Origin of the sequence: Pelotomaculum terephthalicicum JT, assembly GCF_022410535.1 — a bacterium.
Classification (GTDB): Bacteria; Bacillota; Desulfotomaculia; order Desulfotomaculales; family Pelotomaculaceae; genus Pelotomaculum_D; species Pelotomaculum_D terephthalicicum.
Genome location: NZ_JAKNBL010000043.1, coordinates 1 through 17,656, shown reverse-complemented (window position 1 = coordinate 17,656; position 17,656 = coordinate 1). Strand labels below are relative to the sequence as shown.

25 protein-coding genes, 1 pseudogene, 1 riboswitch and 1 other annotated feature are annotated in these 17,656 nt (G+C 46.5%); of the genes and pseudogenes, 17 read left to right on the top strand and 9 right to left on the bottom strand.

All coding sequences use genetic code 11. The annotated features are described in order from the left end of the window. The first annotated feature begins 194 nt into the window (after positions 1–194). From L9W92_RS16215 to L9W92_RS16170, 10 genes are all read left to right on the top strand, one after another. A complete protein-coding gene (locus L9W92_RS16215; RefSeq protein ID WP_240084783.1) occupies positions 195–878 on the top strand; it encodes a YggS family pyridoxal phosphate-dependent enzyme in 684 nt (227 codons plus the stop codon). A 35-nt stretch (positions 879–913) separates the two neighbouring features. Continuing rightward, positions 914–1,363 (top strand): cell division protein SepF, encoded by a 450-nt coding sequence (locus L9W92_RS16210; protein WP_240084782.1) that lies wholly within the window; start codon positions 914–916, stop codon positions 1,361–1,363. Between the two features lie 18 nt (positions 1,364–1,381). Next, positions 1,382–2,203 (top strand): pyrroline-5-carboxylate reductase, encoded by an 822-nt coding sequence (gene proC, locus L9W92_RS16205; protein WP_240084781.1) that lies wholly within the window; start codon positions 1,382–1,384, stop codon positions 2,201–2,203. A 15-nt stretch (positions 2,204–2,218) separates the two neighbouring features. Beyond that, a complete protein-coding gene (locus L9W92_RS16200; protein WP_240084780.1) occupies positions 2,219–2,491 on the top strand; it encodes a YggT family protein in 273 nt (90 codons plus the stop codon). Positions 2,492–2,532: 41 nt separating this feature from the next. Further along, positions 2,533–3,144: a DivIVA domain-containing protein gene (locus L9W92_RS16195; RefSeq protein ID WP_240084779.1), complete on the top strand. Its 612-nt coding sequence runs from the start codon at positions 2,533–2,535 to the stop codon at positions 3,142–3,144. Positions 3,145–3,292: 148 nt separating this feature from the next. Beyond that, entirely contained in the window at positions 3,293–3,925 is a 633-nt protein-coding gene (locus L9W92_RS16190) for an NUDIX hydrolase (protein ID WP_240084778.1), read from the top strand. Positions 3,926–4,098: 173 nt separating this feature from the next. Then, positions 4,099–4,395 carry a DUF167 domain-containing protein gene (locus L9W92_RS16185; RefSeq protein WP_240084777.1) on the top strand — a complete coding sequence of 99 codons (297 nt, stop codon included), beginning with the start codon at positions 4,099–4,101 and terminating at the stop codon, positions 4,393–4,395. 435 nt (positions 4,396–4,830) lie between these two features. Beyond that, positions 4,831–5,086 (top strand) — a binding site (T-box leader). 84 nt (positions 5,087–5,170) lie between these two features. Next, positions 5,171–7,957 carry an isoleucine--tRNA ligase gene (ileS, locus tag L9W92_RS16180; protein ID WP_240084776.1) on the top strand — a complete coding sequence of 929 codons (2,787 nt, stop codon included), beginning with the start codon at positions 5,171–5,173 and terminating at the stop codon, positions 7,955–7,957. A 348-nt stretch (positions 7,958–8,305) separates the two neighbouring features. Next, positions 8,306–8,764, top strand: coding sequence for a signal peptidase II (lspA, locus tag L9W92_RS16175; protein WP_312038115.1), 459 nt, complete (start codon positions 8,306–8,308; stop codon positions 8,762–8,764). Then, positions 8,764–9,699: an RluA family pseudouridine synthase gene (locus L9W92_RS16170; RefSeq protein WP_240084775.1), complete on the top strand. Its 936-nt coding sequence runs from the start codon at positions 8,764–8,766 to the stop codon at positions 9,697–9,699. The genes lspA and L9W92_RS16170 overlap by 1 nt, the downstream gene beginning before the upstream one ends. Here the strand turns inward: L9W92_RS16170 and spo0A are convergent. Further along, a complete protein-coding gene (spo0A, locus tag L9W92_RS16165) occupies positions 9,675–10,472 on the bottom strand; it encodes a sporulation transcription factor Spo0A (RefSeq protein ID WP_240084774.1) in 798 nt (265 codons plus the stop codon). The genes L9W92_RS16170 and spo0A overlap by 25 nt on opposite strands. 348 nt (positions 10,473–10,820) lie before the next feature. On the opposite strand from spo0A, the gene L9W92_RS16160 reads away from it, so the two are divergent. Then, positions 10,821–11,282 carry a DUF6147 family protein gene (locus tag L9W92_RS16160; RefSeq protein ID WP_240084773.1) on the top strand — a complete coding sequence of 154 codons (462 nt, stop codon included), beginning with the start codon at positions 10,821–10,823 and terminating at the stop codon, positions 11,280–11,282. Between the two features lie 151 nt (positions 11,283–11,433). On the opposite strand, the gene L9W92_RS16155 is transcribed toward L9W92_RS16160, so the two are convergent. Both L9W92_RS16155 and L9W92_RS16150 read right to left on the bottom strand, forming a co-directional pair. Beyond that, entirely contained in the window at positions 11,434–12,039 is a 606-nt protein-coding gene (locus L9W92_RS16155) for an S-layer homology domain-containing protein (RefSeq protein WP_240084772.1), read from the bottom strand. A gap of 83 nt (positions 12,040–12,122) precedes the next feature. Then, positions 12,123–12,278 (bottom strand): hypothetical protein, encoded by a 156-nt coding sequence (locus L9W92_RS16150; protein ID WP_240084771.1) that lies wholly within the window; start codon positions 12,276–12,278, stop codon positions 12,123–12,125. Positions 12,279–12,359: 81 nt separating this feature from the next. Between L9W92_RS16150 and L9W92_RS16145 the strand changes: the two genes are divergently transcribed. Beyond that, positions 12,360–12,638, top strand: coding sequence for a type II toxin-antitoxin system prevent-host-death family antitoxin (locus L9W92_RS16145; protein WP_240084770.1), 279 nt, complete (start codon positions 12,360–12,362; stop codon positions 12,636–12,638). Then, positions 12,639–12,956 (top strand): type II toxin-antitoxin system RelE/ParE family toxin, encoded by a 318-nt coding sequence (locus tag L9W92_RS16140; RefSeq protein WP_240084769.1) that lies wholly within the window; start codon positions 12,639–12,641, stop codon positions 12,954–12,956. Here the strand turns inward: L9W92_RS16140 and L9W92_RS19560 are convergent. Genes L9W92_RS19560 through L9W92_RS19450 form a run of 3 tightly spaced genes read right to left on the bottom strand, consistent with a single transcriptional unit; the run spans position 12,946 to position 13,553 of the window. Beyond that, positions 12,946–13,332, bottom strand: coding sequence for a hypothetical protein (locus L9W92_RS19560; protein ID WP_240084768.1), 387 nt, complete (start codon positions 13,330–13,332; stop codon positions 12,946–12,948). The genes L9W92_RS16140 and L9W92_RS19560 overlap by 11 nt on opposite strands. A gap of 10 nt (positions 13,333–13,342) precedes the next feature. Next, positions 13,343–13,486, bottom strand: a complete 144-nt coding sequence (locus tag L9W92_RS16130; protein WP_240084767.1) for a hypothetical protein — start codon at positions 13,484–13,486, stop codon at positions 13,343–13,345. Then, complete coding sequence (locus tag L9W92_RS19450; RefSeq protein ID WP_353681836.1) at positions 13,428–13,553, bottom strand: DUF6076 domain-containing protein; 126 nt, start codon at positions 13,551–13,553, stop codon at positions 13,428–13,430. The genes L9W92_RS16130 and L9W92_RS19450 overlap by 59 nt, the downstream gene beginning before the upstream one ends. On the opposite strand from L9W92_RS19450, the gene L9W92_RS16125 reads away from it, so the two are divergent. Beyond that, positions 13,533–13,715 carry a hypothetical protein gene (locus L9W92_RS16125; RefSeq protein ID WP_240084766.1) on the top strand — a complete coding sequence of 61 codons (183 nt, stop codon included), beginning with the start codon at positions 13,533–13,535 and terminating at the stop codon, positions 13,713–13,715. The two genes, L9W92_RS19450 and L9W92_RS16125, sit on opposite strands and share 21 nt — an antisense overlap. Before the next feature lie 167 nt (positions 13,716–13,882). Here the strand turns inward: L9W92_RS16125 and L9W92_RS16120 are convergent, their stop codons facing one another. The 3 genes from L9W92_RS16120 to L9W92_RS16110 all read right to left on the bottom strand — a co-directional run bounded on the left by L9W92_RS16120 (position 13,883) and on the right by L9W92_RS16110 (position 15,699). After that, positions 13,883–14,455, bottom strand: coding sequence for a DUF4367 domain-containing protein (locus L9W92_RS16120; protein ID WP_240084765.1), 573 nt, complete (start codon positions 14,453–14,455; stop codon positions 13,883–13,885). A 229-nt stretch (positions 14,456–14,684) separates the two neighbouring features. Further along, on the bottom strand, positions 14,685–15,248 hold the full coding sequence (locus L9W92_RS16115; protein WP_240084764.1) for an RNA polymerase sigma factor: 564 nt from the start codon (positions 15,246–15,248) through the stop codon (positions 14,685–14,687). A 232-nt stretch (positions 15,249–15,480) separates the two neighbouring features. Continuing rightward, positions 15,481–15,699, bottom strand: coding sequence for a hypothetical protein (locus L9W92_RS16110; protein WP_376741823.1), 219 nt, complete (start codon positions 15,697–15,699; stop codon positions 15,481–15,483). Between the two features lie 290 nt (positions 15,700–15,989). On the opposite strand from L9W92_RS16110, the pseudogene L9W92_RS16105 reads away from it, so the two are divergent. The 3 genes and pseudogenes from L9W92_RS16105 to L9W92_RS19555 all read left to right on the top strand — a co-directional run. Continuing rightward, a pseudogene (locus L9W92_RS16105) lies at positions 15,990–16,520 on the top strand (RluA family pseudouridine synthase); the annotation flags it as partial. Positions 16,521–16,748: 228 nt separating this feature from the next. After that, positions 16,749–16,867: riboswitch (molybdenum cofactor riboswitch) on the top strand. Positions 16,868–16,952: 85 nt separating this feature from the next. Continuing rightward, complete coding sequence (locus L9W92_RS16100; RefSeq protein ID WP_240084763.1) at positions 16,953–17,315, top strand: hypothetical protein; 363 nt, start codon at positions 16,953–16,955, stop codon at positions 17,313–17,315. Between the two features lie 30 nt (positions 17,316–17,345). Next, positions 17,346–17,570, top strand: a complete 225-nt coding sequence (locus tag L9W92_RS19555; protein ID WP_446676311.1) for a DUF7948 domain-containing protein — start codon at positions 17,346–17,348, stop codon at positions 17,568–17,570. Positions 17,571–17,656 lie beyond the last annotated feature (86 nt).

The window sequence follows — 17,656 nt, the reverse complement described above, 5'->3', positions numbered from 1 at the left end:
CATCTGTTAAACATGAAAACCGGTGTTATAGGTTTTGTAATAATTTTTTTTATTAAAACACCGGTTAAAGCTTTTTTACGCAGGAATTATCTTTTTACCGTCGAATAAAAAGCCATTTAAAGGCATTACTGGCAGTAAGCTGTTTATAGTTCAGCTATGGCAGTAAACCGGGTGGAATAAAGGAGTGGGTCGGTTTGAGCGTTCTGGATAATCTGTACAGGGTGCGGGAGCGGATTGACGCCGCCGCGCGCCGCGCCGGACGCGAGCCGGGAGAAATTAAGCTGGTGGCGGTAACTAAAACAGTGCCGCCGGAGATAATCAATGAAGTCATTGAGGGTGGAGTAAGCAGACTTGGTGAAAACAGAGTGCAGGAACTGCTGAAGAAGCGTCAAAATTTGCCTTCAGGGGTGGAGTGGCACTTAATTGGTCATTTGCAGACAAATAAAGTCAACAAAATAATCGGCAAGGTTGTTTTGATTCACTCGCTGGACAGCTGGCGCCTGGCGGAAGAAATCAGCCGGGCGGCCGGGGAAAACAACACAATGGCCAGCGTACTGGTTCAGGTAAATGTAGCGGGTGAGGAAACCAAGTATGGGATTTTGCCGTCGGAGGCCGCTGATTTCGTTGAATCTGCCGCGCGCTTGCCGGGCTTGGCTGTGCGGGGCTTGATGACTATCGCGCCGTGGACCAGCGAACCGGAAGAAGTGAGGCCTGTATTCAGGCAATTAAAGGATTTGGCCGAGCGTTTAAAAAGTAATAAGGCGGGGGCGGCGATGGAATACCTTTCCATGGGCATGAGTGGTGATTTTGAGGTGGCGGTGGAAGAAGGCGCCAATATTTTGCGTGTTGGCACGGCGATATTTGGCAAGAGGCAATAGCGTAAAAACTTTTATAATTTTTAGGAGGGTTTAAGATGGCTGCGAAACTGGTGGACAAGGTTCTTAGCTTTATGGGTTTTGAGGAAGATGTCGTGGAAGAAGAAAAGCATGACCACGAGGAGACCCGTGAGGAGCATCCCTGGCAAAAAAAGAAGGACAAGGAAAAAGCCACGGTCTTTAACCTGCACTCACAGAGGCAGGTGCACGTGGTTGTGGTTGAGCCCAGAGCATTTGACGAAGTACAGGGAATTACCGATAACTTGAAAAACCGTTGTCCGGTGATAGTAAACCTGGAACAGGCTGAACCTGATCTGGCCAAGCGGGTTGTCGATTTTGTCAGTGGCGCCACCTATGCGTTAAATGGAAGCCTGCAAAAAGTGGGCAGCGGCATTTTCCTTTTTGTGCCGAATAATATGGACATAAGCACTGATTTAAAAAACCAGAGCAAGGAAAAGGGAATGTTTCCCTGGATTGTTCATAAATAATATTAAGGGGATGACACGATGCCTTTAAAGGGGCAGAGAATTGGTTGCCTGGGCGGGGGAGCCATGGGCGAAGCATTGGTCGCGGGAATGCTCCGGGAAGGTTTGGTTGACGCCTCCGAAATATATGTGAGCGATATTGAGCACAGGCGCCTGGAATACCTGAATAAAAAATGGGGGGTGAATACCGCGAGTGATAATATTGCCGTTGTAAAAGCGGCAGATATTATTATTCTGGCGGTAAAACCGCAGGTAATCATTCCGCTGCTGAAAGAAATAGTTCCCGCCGTGCGAAAGGAACATACCTTTATTTCCATAGCGGCGGGAGTTGCGATTGAACAAATTCAATCTTGTTTTGCCGGCCGGATCCCGGTGGTACGGGCCATTCCCAATACTCCTTGCCTGGTGGGGGAGGGAGCGACCGCTTTGAGCGCGGGGAAATACGCCGGTGAGGAAAATATGCGCAAAGCGATGGCTGTTTTTGCCGCGGCGGGCAAGGCGGTAGTTGTGCCGGAAGCGCTTTTGGACAGTGTAACCGGCCTGAGCGGCAGCGGCCCGGCTTACATGTATGTAATCATGGAAGGATTTATTGACGGCGCGGTGCGGCTTGGCCTGCCCAGGGACACGGCCAGGGTTTTGATTGCCCAGACCATGCTAGGAGCGGCTAAAATGGTTCTTGAAACCGGAGAACATCCCGGTAAGCTGAAGGACATGGTCACCACACCGGGCGGGACCACTATGGCTGGTCTATTTGCCCTGGAAGAAGGAGGCGTCAGGGCGCTGATGATGAAAGCTGTGGCGAACGCCACTCAGCGCGCCCGGGAAATGTCAGATATTAAGTAAAGTAGGTGTGGCAGAATGGGTGTTTTATACACTGCGGTTGACGTGGCCTTTAGAGTATATACGATCCTAATATTCATCAGGATCGTTCTTTCTTGGATTCGACATAACCCTTATCAGCCGGTATTCAGGTTTATTTATGAAATTACCGATCCCTACCTGCGCTTGTTCCGGAAAATTATCCCGCCTTTCGGGCCGATGGATTTTTCCCCGATTGTAGCCTTGTTCGCGCTGCAATTGCTTGAGTGGCTGGTTAAGCGGGTGCTGTTATATCTTTTCTTTTTGATATAAGCGCGCAAGCGTGGCATTTGTTCAAAATCAACTGTTAGAGCATGGCAACTGAGGTGAAAACGATGGTGTTAACGCCGCTGGATATTCAGAAAAAGGAGTTCCGTCACTCTCTCCGGGGTTACAATGTTGAAGAAGTTGATTCATTTTTAGACCGGGTGACGCAGGACTATGAAATTTTATATAAAGAAAATCTAGATCTGAAAGAACGGTTGGACCAGGCTGATCAGAACATGGCCCGTTACCGTGAGATTGAAGAAGTACTTAAGAAGACTATGATTTTAGCGCAGAAAAATGCCGATGAGTTAAGACAGAACACGGAGAAGGAAGCACAATTGCTCCTGGACCGCGCCAGGATCGAGGCCGACCAGTTAAACCGGGAGGCCGAGCAAGAGGCGGTAGCGATCATTGAAAAGGCCGGACGGCAGGCTGCCGCGATGATCTCGGAAGCGGAGGGAAAAGTGAGCACCATCATTGAAGAACATAGCCGGCTTGAGAGGCATGCGCAGGTGTTTAGGATGCGATTCCGTGCCCTTTTAGAAGCTCAAGCCAGATTCCTTGACAATGAGGAGGAAAACCAAAGAGAAGAAGAGATATTTGATGCGTTTGATGATTCCGCGGAAGAAGACAATGACGATATGCCGGCTTCGGTGTAACGAACTGCCGCATTTGTTAATATATTAATTAAAAGTAATAATACGTTAATTCGCAAGCCTCCGTTACGGAGGTTTATCGTTTCCAAAAGAAAAATATTAATCAATCATGCCGGCCACGTATCACCGGTAGTGGATAAGGAGTTAAAGCTTGGAAAACCTCAAGATACTGTTGAACAACAGACGACCGAAACTACATAATATGAAAGGTTATTTTGTTTCCGCGGTATTGCTGCCGCTCATTGAGGCTGACGGTGAAATGCAAGTGCTTTTTGAAGTGCGGGCCAGCAACCTGAAAAGACAGCCGGGTGAGATATGCTTCCCGGGCGGGATGGTGGAGCGCGGTGAACTGAGCTGTCCGCAAGAGACGGCTGTTCGTGAAACCGTGGAGGAATTGGGTGTCTCAAGGGAACAAATTGAACTGATCGGACCCTTGGATTATTTTATCAGCCCGCTTGGGGCGTTGATATACCCCTATGTGGGGAGGATTGCCGGAGATGTTAAAATAGTGCCCAGTCCCGATGAAGTACAGGAAGTTTTTCTAGTGCCGGTGAAATACTTTTTGGCGGCTCAACCTGCCCAAAGCAGTATTGACGTGGGTACCCGCTATGCCCCCGGTTTCCCTTTTGACAGGCTCCCCGCCTATTACAAGGAAGGCTGGCGTGTTTTGGGAACATTGCCGGTATATTTTTATGAATATGGCAGCAGGTTGATTTGGGGCGCGACTGCCGGAATTCTGCATAGCTTTATTGATATTTACCGGAAGAACATGGTCATAAAATAAACAGGAGTCAGGAGTCAAGATAACAAGATATAAAATTACAAGATTACAAGATGTCAAAAGTCAAGACTGCAGGATTATGAAAGTCGGAATGGGGAAAAATGGTTTTCGTCTTGATATATTCTGAATGCTGACTCCTGAATACTTGAATAAGTATAGCAAGGCAGTGATATTGATTGCTTTACCTAAAGGAAGAAAAAGATGGTGTTGTTTTTAAGGTGCGGGTGCAGCCTAGGGCCTCCGGAAACGGGCTGGCCGGGCTGTTTGAGGATGCTGTCAAGCTCCGCCTGACCGCACCTCCGGTGGAAGGAGAGGCGAACGAGGCCTGCCGGGCTTTTTTAGCCAAGCTGTTTTCTGTGCCCCGTTCCCATGTGGAGATTCTGTCCGGCTCCACCGGGCGCAATAAAACAATCAAAGTCCTGGGCGTGAGCGCGGAGAAAGCGCTCAGCGCTTTCTCCGCGGTAATTTCTTAATAAAAAACACCGGCGTTTTAAGCCGGTGTCGATTTGCCGGATTCGCTACCTGTTGAATTTCCTCATCGCTTCTTCCATTTCCGCCGCAATGCCGTTCAGTTCGGCGGCTGCGGCCGAGACTTCTTCCATTGCCGCTGTTTGTTCTTTTTAACAATTTATTTAATTTTGTATTTTTTTCGACTTTGTCCGCGCTATTTGTATATTATCAGCAACGTAACTCGCAAGTCAAGAAAATAATACCGGTACTGTTTTGTATCTTCCATGTACCTCTATTCACGCCTCCGGGGGGAAATATGAGACTAAATCCTAGCATATTTGAACCTCATGCCGCATTGCGGTTTTGCCATACCGGGCAAGATCTTAAAAGAGCAAGATCTTAAAAGAAAGTTGACTGCTCCAGTGCTTTTCTATATAATATTCCGTGTTGGAATATCAATATTTCCTGTGAACGGGAAGAGTAAGCGGCAGAGTTCCGTTTAGAGAGCCTGGGTTAGGTGGGAGCCGGGCACGGGCGGCCGTGGAAAATCACCCGGGAGGCGCCGGCTGAAACCATTATGAAACAGGGGATTAAGCGCGGACGGTTCGCCACCGTTAGATGGCGGTGAAGGTAGCCGGCCGGATTTTACTTTTACAGTGTTTGGATCAGGCTGGTAATAGGGTGGTACCGCGGGTATGACAACCCGTCCCTTTTGGGGCGGGTTTTTGATGTTTAAAGATGAGACGGACTGGTTATTGTCAATGGGTACTCATGTTGAATACTAGCGAGGTGTGAAAAATGGACTACAGCAAGACCTTGAATTTGCCCAAAACCGACTTCCCGATGCGGGCCAACCTGGCCGAAAGGGAACTGGAGTTTTTGAAGTTTTGGGATGAGATCGATATCTACCACCAGGTTCAGAAAAAAAACAGCGGCTGCCCGAAGTTTATCCTGCATGACGGCCCGCCATACGCCAACGGACATATTCACCTTGGCCATGTTCTCAACAAGGTGCTTAAGGATATCGTGGTGAAATACCATTCCATGACCGGACATGACGCTCCTTTTGTACCCGGCTGGGACACTCACGGCCTGCCAATTGAGCAGGAGGCCATCAAGGCATTCGGCCTGAACCATCACCATATCGATAATGTCGAGTTTAGAAAGAAGTGCAAAGACTTCGCCTTGAAGTTTGTTGACATCCAGCGGGAAGAGTTTAAGAGGCTGGGCGTGCGTGCCGAGTGGGATAAATCTTACCTTACCTTGATGCCTCACTTTGAAGCCCGTCAGATTGGCGTTTTCGGGGAAATGGCGAAAAAGGGATATATCTATAAAGGTTTAAAACCGGTTTACTGGTGCTCTTCTTGTGAAACCGCCCTGGCCGAGGCTGAAGTGGAGTACGGCGACGATGAGTCGGCTTCCATCTATGTAAGATTTCCTGTGCAAGACGGCAAAGGTATTTTGCCGGAAGAAAACACTTATGTGGTGATTTGGACCACTACTCCCTGGACTCTGCCCGCCAACGTGGCGATATGCCTCCACCCGGATTTTGAATATGTGCTGGTTGAGGCAGACAATGACAAATATGTGGTGGCGAAAGAATTAAAGGATAACTTTCTGGAAACCATCGGCGCGCGGGGCGCCGTGGTGCTCAAGGAATTCACCGGCTCAGCTCTGGAAAAAGTGGAATGCGCCCATCCCTTCGTCGACAGAACTTCGCTCTTGATTCTGGGTGAACTTGTCACCCTGGAGCAGGGTACCGGCTGTGTGCACATCGCGCCCGGCCACGGCATGGAAGACTATGAAGTCGGCAGGCAGTACAACCTGCCCGTGTTGTCACCCGTCGACGGCAAAGGACACTTTACTGATGAAGCCGGTATCTTTGCCGGGCAATTTTACCTCGACGGCAACAAAGCGGTGCTTGAAGAACTGGAGCGGCGCGGCCATTTGCTGAAATACGCCACTTTCCAGCACTCTTACCCCCACTGCTGGCGCTGCAAAAAACCAGTGCTTTTCCGCGCAACCGAGCAATGGTTCGCTTCAATTGACGGTTTCCGCCAGGAAGCGCTCGACGGTATCCGGAAGGTGCGCTGGATTCCCGAGTGGGGCGAAGAACGAATATACAAGATGGTAGCCAACAGAAGCGACTGGTGTATCTCCCGCCAGCGCACCTGGGGAGTGCCCATTCCGATTTTTTATTGTAACAGCTGTGGTAAAGAGTTGATTAATGATGAAACCACCAGCTATCTCCAGGAGTTGTTCCGGGAACACGGGTCAGATATCTGGTATGCCCGGGAAGTGGGGGATTTGCTGCCTCCCGGCACAAAATGCGCGCAATGCGGTTCCGCGGACTTTACTAAAGAAACTGACATCATGGATGTCTGGTTTGACTCCGGCACCAGTCATATGGGGGTGCTTGACGAGCAGGCGGTCTGGCCGGACCTGCGCTGGCCGGCTGATCTCTACCTGGAAGGCAGCGATCAACACCGCGGCTGGTTTAACTCGTCTCTTTCCACCGCGGTGGCCGTAACCGGCCAGCCGCCTTACCGGGCGGTGCTGACCCATGGTTTTCTGGTTGACGAACAGGGGCGGAAGCAGTCCAAATCCTTGGGCAATGTGGTCGACCCGCTGAAAGTGATTAAACAAATGGGAGCCGATATCTTACGCTTGTGGGTAAGTTCGGCTGATTACCGGAGCGACCTGGCGGCTTCACCAAACATTCTCAAGCAAATAACCGAGGCCTACCGGAAAATCAGGAACACTTGCCGCTTCCTCCTAGGTAATCTATATGACTTTGACCCGGCCAAAGATATGGTGAAATACGAGCAACTGCCGGAAATCGACCGCTGGGCGCTGCTAAAACTGCAGAGGCTGATCCAGCGGGTCATTGCCGGTTACCAGGATTATGAGTTCCACGTAGTTCACCACGCTATTCACGGTTTCTGCGCTGTCGACATGAGCGCCCTTTACCTGGATATGATCAAGGACCGGCTCTACACGGCGCCTGCCGGTTCCGCGGAGCGCCGCGCCGCCCAGTCTGTTTTATATGAGATTTTAACTGTTCTGGTGCGGTTGCTGGTTCCGGTGCTGGCTTTCACTTCAGAGGAAATCTGGCGTTATGTACCCGGTGACAAGGGTGGCGCCGTCAGTGTTCAACTTACGGATATGCCGGGAGTGAAGGAAGAATATATAGACACTGATTTGGACCAAAAGTGGGAACGCCTCCTGTCGGTACGGAGCGAAGTGACCAAAACCCTTGAAGTGGCGCGGCGGGATAAAGTGATCGGGAATTCCTTGGAAGCGTCCGTCAGCCTGTATGCCGCTGATGAGCTTTTCAGTTTCCTGGAGCCTGAACTGCCTGAACTGCCAACTATTTTTATCGTTTCGGGAGTTTTCTTGAAACGGTTGAATGAAGCGCCGGAAGATATCAAGTGTCTGGAAACCCTGCCCGAGTTGGCGGTTTCCATTCAGCCGGCCGGCGGCCGGAAATGCGAACGATGCTGGATGTACCACGAGGGAGTGGGGGAGGATACCGAGCATCCGACTATCTGCCCGCGGTGCGCGCAAGTTGTAAAAAAGCTTTAAATAATTGAAAAAATAAGAAACCTTCCTCACTAAGAGGAAGGTTTCTATGTTAAGAACCCGTAATGCCCTTTTATTTATTATCATGATTTTTTCAAGTATCCGGCGCTTTGTTGACCGCCTGATCCCTCGTGCTAATATCAAAGATATTTAGCCGCTTCATTCATGATAATTTTTATGATTATCACTTTCGGCTGTTGAGGAATTCTTCTGATTCCTTAACAGCCTGACCTGGTCATTACGAGTTCTTGTATAAATATTTTTTCCCCAAAAGTCGATATTATTATTAAAATTTATTGTTAATAATAACCATGGTTATTTGTGATAATATTATAACAGGTGATGATGTTTATGTTTTTTGCTGTAATAATTATAACCTTTTTATTGGATCAAGTTTCTAAGGCCATTGTACAGATGTTGATGTACCATGGGGAATCAATCCCGTTAGTACCGCATGTTTTTAATCTCACCTACATACTTAATCCGGGGGCCGCGTTTGGATTATTGGCCTACCAGACATCTTTATTTGTGACAATTACGGTAATACTTACGGCAGGTGTGTTATTCGGGTATAGAAGACTGCCTCTGGAACGGCATTTATTACGATATGGCTTGGGTTTAATTGTGGGAGGCGCGTTGGGTAACCTGTTGGACCGTTTAAGATACGGCTTCGTGATAGATTTCCTGGACTTTCATGTATGGCCGGTCTTTAACCTGGCCGATACGGCTATTGTCATGGGAGCCTGCTTCCTGGTTTGGGACCTGTTCAGCAGCAGTGATCATAAACCCAAAAAGGAAAGAGGACTTTGATGCCTGGATTTAGTTCCTTTGAGGTAGACACGTTAAGTGACGGCAAGCGCCTGGATGTTTTTCTGGCCGGGGCCGCGGGGGAGTTAAGCCGTTCTTTCACCCAAAAGTTAATAACGGACGGCATGGTCATGATCAACGGTGAAATTGCGGCGCGGGCGAGTTATAAGGTAAGGACGGGGGAGTTGATCACAGTAAATATACCCCCCCCGGGCGGCTTGGAAGTAAATCCGGAGCCCATACCGCTGGACATATATTACGAGGACGGCGATATCATTGTGGTGAACAAGCCGCGTGGGATGGTGGTGCATCCGGCCGCGGGCAATTACGCGGGCACGCTGGTGAACGCTCTCCTCTATCACTGCCGTGACTTGTCGGGGATTAACGGCGTGATGCGGCCAGGCATCGTGCACCGGCTGGATAAAAATACTTCCGGACTGATTATGGCTGCCAAAAATGACGCCGCGCACGCCAGCCTGGCCGGGCAATTAAAGGACCGGCAGGTTAAACGCCGGTATCTTGCCCTGGCACATGGGCAAATCAAGGAAGAGTCAGGCATGGTGGACGCCCCAATCGGGCGCGACCCCAGAAACAGGCAGAAAATGGCAGTGCTGGACAGAAACTCAAAGCAAGCGGTTACGCGTTATCAAGTGCTTGACCGGTTTGCCGGTTATACATATCTCAAGCTCCAGCTGGAAACCGGGCGTACTCATCAAATCAGGGTGCACCTGGCTTATATCGGCCATCCGGTTGTCGGCGATCCCAAGTATGGTCCCGCGCGGCCTCATTTCAACCTGGACGGGCAATTTCTGCACGCCGCGGTGCTTGGCTTTAAACACCCGCGCACCGGGTTATCCCTGGAATTTGAAGCGCCGCTGCCTGATGAGCTAAAAATGATCCTGGAGAAACTTATTTACAAGTTCCCACTCAGACCATGAATTTCACTAGTCTTTGCTTCTAGTATTAATCTATCGACAATAACTGAGATGAATTGGCTATTCGTCGGCTTATCGCGGTCAGTATTCATGGTGTATCCAAAAATATTACTGATTATTCCATGATTGCCCCTGTCACAGGCCAATTGTATTGCGTTCCTGATGGCACGTTCAACTTTGGTAGGCTTTGTTTTATACTTTTCCGCTATCTTTGGGTAAAGCTCTTTTGTTAGGGCGCCGAGTAAACTGGGATCATTGTAGGCTCTTATTATCGCTTCTCTTAAATAATGGTACCCTTTTACATGAACAGGGATGCCAATGCCATGTAAAATATTGGTGACATCGATGTCCAGGTTCCGTCTTATAGTAGTATTATGAACATAGTGATGCAAGCTAACTTCATTTGCCAGCTGGCGAATGCGATCAACCAGCATGTTGAAATCAAACGGTTTAAGGATAAAATAATCCGCTCCAAGTTCAACCGAACGCTTTGTAATGCTTTCCTGCCCAAAGGCAGTAATTATAATAACTTTTGGTTTTTTAAAGGTGCCGGCTAAATGCTCTAAAACACCGATGCCGTCAAGCTGGGGCATAATAATATCCAATACTAATACATCCGGACTGTATTCATGGGTCATAGCTATAGCCTGCAAGCCATCGTTAGCTATGCCGACAACCTCTAATCCGTCTTGTTGGTTGATAAAGCTGCCTAACAGTTCACAGAATTCTCTGTTGTCATCTGCTATTAACACTTTAACACGTATTTTTTTTAACATAATCTTCGCCTCTATGTTTATTTAATAGATTTTTTTATTTTTAGAAGTCTTCTATTCTCGTGCACAAAGCACGACGAGTAGCAGGTAAATACGTTATGCTTATGTTTATTGGGGAATATTTACTTTTACATTCCCTGATTTTTGCCCCCCTTTTTTCTTAACAATGCTTTTACATAGAGACGGGAAATAGTCGCTTTATGTTCAAATAAAGTAAAAAAAAATATCTATTTTTTATTAAACTAAAAATATTTTCAAAACTTCTTAATAATATTTAATTTTATTGAACCAAATTGTCTTTCTAAACGTCACAATAATAGAGCTTGTTTTCTTGCTGGAGGAGGGTGAAAATTGAGCGCGTTTAAGCGGATGTTTTTTTTCGTTCTGGTAGCGGCATCATTTTTTACAATTACTACCGCAGCATATGCGGAACCGTTTAGTTTTAAACCGCCACCGGGTACCGATAAAGCATATAAAGAAGCCGGTATTGATTCTTTGCAGTACTTGCAGGATTGGGGATGTAGTTTAATATCCAGTGGGGGAGGTTATATAAATTTAACTGACTTTACACAGGCCTATCAAGACGTGGATTACATTATGGTAAGATTATATCTACAGCGTTGGAACGGCAGCAATTGGGTTGATTTAGCAAGTTGGCCATTTCAAAAAAGTTATAATTCCAGCGTAAATGGGGTAATAAGCTTGCAGGTGGCGAGAGGTTATTATTATAGAGTATGGGCTTACCACAGTCTAGCTAATAACGGCGCCAATGAATGCGCTTATTCCTATTCCAGTTCTTTATTCATTAATTAAAACGGCGGGTTATATAGGCACGGCTTAATAAGGTAACGTATTGAACCATACCCCAAACCGATACGGAAAAGCAGCAAACAAGGCACTTCGCTTGAAGTGCCTTGTTTGCGTTTAAACATATTAATTATTTTAACTCTATTCCCCCAGCAGGTTATACAAGCACCTGTGCCATTTCCGCGTGAGTAGTTGTGCCTGTCGGGTTGAGCTTGCCGCCGCTGCCGGAGATTGTACCGGTTTCGACAAGTAGGCTCATGGCCTCTTTTGCCCAGGAGTCGATTTGCCCCGCGTCGGTGAAGTCGGACAGCGTCTTGTCTGAGTCGCCCTCCGGTAATTGACCGATGACCTTGAGGGCGTTGTACAGCAGGGTGAACATCTCCTGACGGGTAATCTGATTGCCGGGCGCATACATGTTGCTTCCTATGCCTGCGGAGATACCCAGCCTTTTCGCCGCTGACAGATAGCCGGTGTACCAGGTGTTGCCCGCGTCGGAGAAGTTGTCGGTCGGGTTCGTATCCGGCGCGATACCGTAAGCTCTCATCATCAGGACGATGAATTCGCCGCGCATCAGCTTCGCTTCGGGGCTGTAATTGCCGTTACCTGTACCGCTCGTTATATCCCTCGCCGCGATGAAGCTCACCTTGTTATATGTCACAGCATAGTCGCTGAAATGGGTGGTACTGAAGGTGACTGTTCCCGTCGCCGCGTCATAGCGTCCGTTGGGGATGGTGACTACATTGCCGCTGCCGTCGATTACCATACGACGATGCTCTCCGGATTCGCAAGCTCCGCCGCAGTCGGGGTATATGGTATGCTCACCGTTACGGTTGCTTCGGGATTAGATTAATTGGTTTGTTTTCCGTCGATGGACAGCGTAAGCTGTACCAGCGGCCTGTCGCCGATGGCGGATTTCACGTCGTCGGGCAGGTTGTCTTTATTTCCCTGACCGATGGAGATCTGCGCCTTGCTTCCGCTGATTCCCTCGACGCCTGTGAGCATGGTGCCGGTAAAGTAAACTATTGACTCTTGTTTATATAGTAGTAATGAGTTATTATATGACTATGAAGGGAGGCATTATTTATGTATATTGAGGCGTCAGCCACCATCAGAAGCAAGTATAACGAGATTGCAAAATTGTGCAAAGAGAGCGGCGAACCGGTGTATCTTACCAAGAATGGCAAAGGCGATTTGGTTGTGATGGACATCGCAGCTTTCGAGCGTCGTGCCAGGGAGCTTAAGCTGGCTGAGGATTTGTTCGCCATTCGTTCGGCCCGCATGAACGGGGCTAAAGGACATTCAATAGCGGAAGTCAGGGGAGTTTTAAGCGAAACTATCGAAAACGCGAAGAAGGAAAAATAGATGGGTCAAAAGAAGTATGAAGTCATCATCTCAGACGCTGCCCTCAATATGCTGGACAGTCATATCGATTTCCTGGCGCGGGTTAATGTAAATGCCGCCCGCAGGACAATGGATGAGATCCTGGACAACATTGAATCACTGCAATTTAATCCTGAACGATTCCCATCTTATGAGAATAGATTCCTGACCGACAGTCATTACCGCAAAATGTTGTCTGCCAAGAGGTACTTTATTATCTATGAAATAAGCGGAAACAATGTTTTTGTCGATTATATCGTGGATTGCCGGCAAGATTACGACTGGCTGATTATTTCTTGAGGAGTAAAACGGCAAGATACAGGTCACTGCTGTTATTTATGGCAAACTTGATACCTTTAGGAGCGCCCTGAAAAATATTAGCGATGACCCGTATGCCGGGAAACCAAAAACCGGGGACCTGGCTGGGATATACTGTTATGACGCTTATTACAATAAGCTCTTGCTGCATCCCGACGGCAGTTTTGACGTCGCTCGGTTTATGGACCCTCGTTGCAAAGCTTCTCCCGAAAAAGTTCAGGCTGCCATCGACGGATTGATGTGCTCTGGGCAGGCTCAAAAGCTCAAAATCATCCGTTCCCACATGGATAGCTTGGAGCTTTGAAAGTCCAACCTTGAATCCGTCATTCTCTCGCTTGCCGAACAGTTCCTCGCTCAAATTGAGTTGGTCATGACTGCTCTAAGTCGGTTATCTTTCCGGCTTCGGCTTTGCCCTTGCACTCAAGAGCCAGCGCAACGGCGGCGTTCCATTCGTCATCTGAGAGCTTTACCCCTTGCGTGGCGGGTCTTAAGCCGGTTATATACCTTATCATACTCTTGACGCGCTGGGGTTTTACCTTCCTTGCGTGCTTGCTTTTTATGCGCGCCGACCTTAACCAGTATGGTCAGACGTATGGCTCTCTAACGAATGCTACTTCTCCAGAAACAGAGCCGGATTTAATTGCGGCAACAGGGGTGGATGGGACTAATGGATATGTGAAACGTACAGAAGTTGAAGAATTTGATAGAAAAGTAGAAGCTGACAAAGAAGTATCAGATTAAAGAATCGCTATAAAACATCCAGCTATACTAAGAACAACATCATGCAAGCAGTGAGCTCCGGTTGGTCAGTTGGTCAATAGTTGTGACTGATCCGAAAGAGGAGCTTGTAAATGAAAACGTTGTTTTTCTTGTTGCTGCGCCATGCATGCCATGCACCAGGAAACTTGCTAAATAGTATGACTAATTGGGATATGCTTTTCTGGTGAAGCTTTTTTCATTGATGCGGTTATTTTCAGAACATCTTCTTTGGGTACTTTCCCTTCCAGCCCGTATACAATGTTTTTTTGGATCCAATTGACTCTAATCTTTTCATTCTTATAAGATATAAGCTGACCGACGGCTTCTCCGATTTTAATATCCTGTGCGACGGCGTCTTCCGTATCAAATCCGTATCCTTGGACAAAGCCTTCCGGTGTATTCATCTCGGTAATTATAAAGTAGCTGGTGCCGGGGCCGATGTATTTCAAAGTAACTAATCCGGTAGTATTTGCCATCTCCTGATATTTAACCTGGGCAAGATTGTAGTCTGAAGGTATGTATTCGGGTATTAAAATGGAAAAGGGCGCGGCAGCTTTAGCTTCTTCCAGAGTGAGAATTTTTTCCTGCATTACGGCAACTTCTCTAAAATCTTCCTGCGGCGCCGGTTGTGTTCCGACATTTACCTGCGTTCTATCAATTAGATTTTCCACAATATTGGCTGCCCCTCCGGGAAAAGACATGGATAATGATATAAAAATCATAATAATTCCTGCCGCAATAAACATACTTTTAGATAATGAATTTTTCGTCTTTGTCCCGGGAGGATTGTTTAACCGATGTTGCTCCAATAGCCTTTGTTCTAATTTTGCCCACGATTCTTCCAGCGGGGGCGGTGGAGCGGAATTAACCATTTCGCATACAGTGTCCTTCATAAGTTTTTCGAGTTTGAACCCTGAGTATTTTTTCACTGTCGTTCATTCCTTCCCGTTCTTATAAGTCAACAAGATTTTGATTAAGCTGAGCTTCTATTCCCAATTTTTTTTTAATTTCTTTTCTGGCGTAAAAAAGACGGGATTTAACCGTGCCGACTGGTATGCCCAAGGCTGTGCTTATTTCATAGTCGGACATATTCAGGTAATATTTAAAGTATATTACACGCTTGTGATCAGGGCGGAGTTGTTGAATATATTGTTTTATTACTTCTTTTTCTTCTGATTCCAATAAAATATCTTCAGGGAGATTCGATGGATTCGCTTCATTAGACCATTTGGCTTTGGCGGAAAGCATATTTTTGGTACGGTCGCGGATCATATCCCATGCTATATTCGAAGCCATACGGCACATCCAGTTTTCCAGTTTTGAAGGTTCTTCAAGCTGCTCTATTTTGCTATGTAATTTCAAAAATACCTCATGGACGCAATCTTCAGCTAGTTTGGTATCATTTAAAATAAAATATGCCGCGCGGAAGACCGGTTTGTAAAATAGTTCATAAACAAATCTCAACGACTGAATATCGCCGTTTTTTAACTTTTCAACAATTGTTTCGACTTTCAAATGAAAAAAATCCCCCCTAATATTCTAATGCTTGAATAGCAAAACGAATAAATGGTTTCATTTCTATATTTTGCATATATTTGACGTTTGCTGTATAGTTACCTTCGGGGAATGTGTCGAAATTTGTCTTTATGGAAAAAAATTAAAACATTCACCGCCTTTATCTCCTGGTTGAAGTAAGCAGTTTCATGGTGGCGAGTCAAAAAAGGAACCTGACGGATTGCAGTACTGTTTAAAAGTTTTTTATGCTTTTCTGGCGATCGTGCTTGCTGAGAACTCTCTTGCGTAACCGTAAGTTCTTTGGGGTGATTTCCAGCAGTTCGTCACAGCTGGTATACTCCAGCGCTTCTTCCAGGCTGAACTGCCTGGGTTCGTCCAAACGCATGGCGGCCTCGGCGGTGCAAACATTAACTTCAATATCTTGTTCCCGGGAGCGCTCCCCTACAATCATACCCTAAGGGGAAGCAAGGGGACGTTCTTTTTGCTTCCGTTTATTTGAGGAATATTTTGGTAGTAAGACAAGTAAAAGAATAATGTGAAAGTAATGTTTACTACATCTTAATGAGAGTAATCGACCAACAGGAATCTTCTACAACTAAGATTATATCAATATTGGGCAACTATTACCAGCAACACAACGACAGATTACTCAGATGACTATATAGAATCAAAACATAGTATTAATGCCTAATCAAGAAAGCAAAAAAAACGTCCCCTTGCCTCCCCCCCCTTGCCTCCCAGGGGATTAACGGTGTAGTGCGGCCCGGCATCGTGCACAGGCTGGATAAAGATACCTCGGACTGATAATGGCTGCCAAAAATGATGCCGCGCATTCCAGCCTGGCCGGGCAATTAGAGGACCGGCAGGTTAAACGCCGGCATCTGGTGGATGCTCCAATCGGGTGCGACCCCAGGAACAGGCAGAAGATGGCCGTACTGGACAGGAACTCAAAGCAAGCGGTCACGTATTATAACGTGCTTGAACGGTTTGCCGGTTACACATATATCCAGCTCAGGCTGGAAACCGGGCGTACTCACCAGAATCAGGGTGCACCTGGCTTATATCGGCCACCTGGTTGTGGACGACCCCAAGTACGGTCCCACCCGTCCCCATTTCGGGCTGGACGGGCAATTTCTTCATGCCGCGGCGCTGGGCTTTAAACACCCCCGCACCGGATCACACCTGGAATTCGAAGCACCGCTGCCTGATGATCTGAAAGCGATCCTGGAAAAACTGACGATGGAAAAGGGCAAAGGCATTGAAACCAGATAAATTCAACAGGCAAGGAAGGAGGGATAAGGGACCTGTTCCTCCTTCCCTCTGTTTTTATGCTTTTAACTAAGAAAGGGCTTCTAGAAATCCATCAACAAAGGGTTTCCAGAAGCCTTTTCCCCTTAATAAAAAGATTGTCGAATTAATTATAGTTATGTCGGTAAAAATTACCATGGAATTAGCAGGAAAAAATAAAATATTGTAGAAAGTATGTTATTAATATCATGAATTAAATAATTTATCCGAATCACCTTCCCTACGGCTTTTGGCTATGGCGGATGATCTATAAGGTATATCTAGAAATGGATATGCCTCCCGGCGTGGAAAGGATAGTTTGGCGGTAATAAAAACCGGGCTATATTTCGCATCCTGGCTTTTATTGATTAGTTTTATTAACAACATATAACAATAATAAGGATGGGAGATTGTTAAATGATAATAAGTATTAATAAGTGTATTAAGTGGCTATTTCTCTTAACTATCTTGTTTTCAATTAATGCGGTAATTTATCCTGCAAATTTAGAAGCCGAGGAGAAATTTATATCACTAAATAATAATCTTTCTGTTGATTCGTTGGATAATCAACAAGATAAAGGATCTATCTTTGAAAAAGCATCCTGTGTACAGATTCCATTTGTTGCGAATGAAGGACAAGTAAAAAACAACTCGGTTAAATTTTTAGCTAAGACTTTTGGAGGTACCGTTTTTATTACAAAAAAAGGTGAAATCGTATACTCTCTTCCGAAAATTGAGAAGCAGTCCGAAAATAAAGCTGAGCAGAAGCAATCATCATAGCATTTATTAAAGAGAGAATCATTACCGAAAATTACAAACGGCTGGTCTCTTAAGGAACAACTCGTGGGAGCCTTAAGCATTTTACCACAAGGAAATGATCCGTCCCAAGCCAAAGTCAACTACTTTATTGGTAACGATAAAAGCAAGTGGCATAGTAATATTCCTAACTATAACAAGGTGAGCCTTGGCGAAGTCTACCCGGGTATTGACATGGTGTTAATGCTACCGCATAATGACCAAAAACAGCTGGTATAAGTTGTCCATGTTTTGACGGATAAAGTGACCAAAAATGAAAAAGTCCGTTAGTCCGCCTGTCATCTTTTTTGAATAATATTTGAGGG

What these genes read in the sequence shown, in the direction of transcription:
- L9W92_RS16155 (WP_240084772.1), bottom strand. Translation starts at nt 12,039, where the DNA reads ATGGTAATCGACGGCAGCGGCAATGTAGTCACCATCCCCAACGGACGC.
- L9W92_RS16145 (WP_240084770.1), top strand. Translation starts at nt 12,360, where the DNA reads ATGTATATTGAGGCGTCAGCCACCATCAGAAGCAAGTATAACGAGATT.
- L9W92_RS16210 (WP_240084782.1), top strand. Translation starts at nt 914, where the DNA reads ATGGCTGCGAAACTGGTGGACAAGGTTCTTAGCTTTATGGGTTTTGAG.
- spo0A (WP_240084774.1), bottom strand. Translation starts at nt 10,472, where the DNA reads ATGTTAAAAAAAATACGTGTTAAAGTGTTAATAGCAGATGACAACAGA.
- ileS (WP_240084776.1), top strand. Translation starts at nt 5,171, where the DNA reads ATGGACTACAGCAAGACCTTGAATTTGCCCAAAACCGACTTCCCGATG.
- L9W92_RS16120 (WP_240084765.1), bottom strand. Translation starts at nt 14,455, where the DNA reads ATGATTTTTATATCATTATCCATGTCTTTTCCCGGAGGGGCAGCCAAT.
- L9W92_RS16195 (WP_240084779.1), top strand. Translation starts at nt 2,533, where the DNA reads ATGGCAACTGAGGTGAAAACGATGGTGTTAACGCCGCTGGATATTCAG.
- L9W92_RS16125 (WP_240084766.1), top strand. Translation starts at nt 13,533, where the DNA reads ATGCGCGCCGACCTTAACCAGTATGGTCAGACGTATGGCTCTCTAACG.
- L9W92_RS16110 (WP_376741823.1), bottom strand. Translation starts at nt 15,699, where the DNA reads ATGATTGTAGGGGAGCGCTCCCGGGAACAAGATATTGAAGTTAATGTT.
- L9W92_RS16200 (WP_240084780.1), top strand. Translation starts at nt 2,219, where the DNA reads ATGGGTGTTTTATACACTGCGGTTGACGTGGCCTTTAGAGTATATACG.
- L9W92_RS16140 (WP_240084769.1), top strand. Translation starts at nt 12,639, where the DNA reads ATGGGTCAAAAGAAGTATGAAGTCATCATCTCAGACGCTGCCCTCAAT.
- L9W92_RS16130 (WP_240084767.1), bottom strand. Translation starts at nt 13,486, where the DNA reads ATGATAAGGTATATAACCGGCTTAAGACCCGCCACGCAAGGGGTAAAG.
- lspA (WP_312038115.1), top strand. Translation starts at nt 8,306, where the DNA reads ATGTTTTTTGCTGTAATAATTATAACCTTTTTATTGGATCAAGTTTCT.
- proC (WP_240084781.1), top strand. Translation starts at nt 1,382, where the DNA reads ATGCCTTTAAAGGGGCAGAGAATTGGTTGCCTGGGCGGGGGAGCCATG.
- L9W92_RS16170 (WP_240084775.1), top strand. Translation starts at nt 8,764, where the DNA reads ATGCCTGGATTTAGTTCCTTTGAGGTAGACACGTTAAGTGACGGCAAG.
- L9W92_RS16100 (WP_240084763.1), top strand. Translation starts at nt 16,953, where the DNA reads ATGATAATAAGTATTAATAAGTGTATTAAGTGGCTATTTCTCTTAACT.
- L9W92_RS16150 (WP_240084771.1), bottom strand. Translation starts at nt 12,278, where the DNA reads ATGCTCACAGGCGTCGAGGGAATCAGCGGAAGCAAGGCGCAGATCTCC.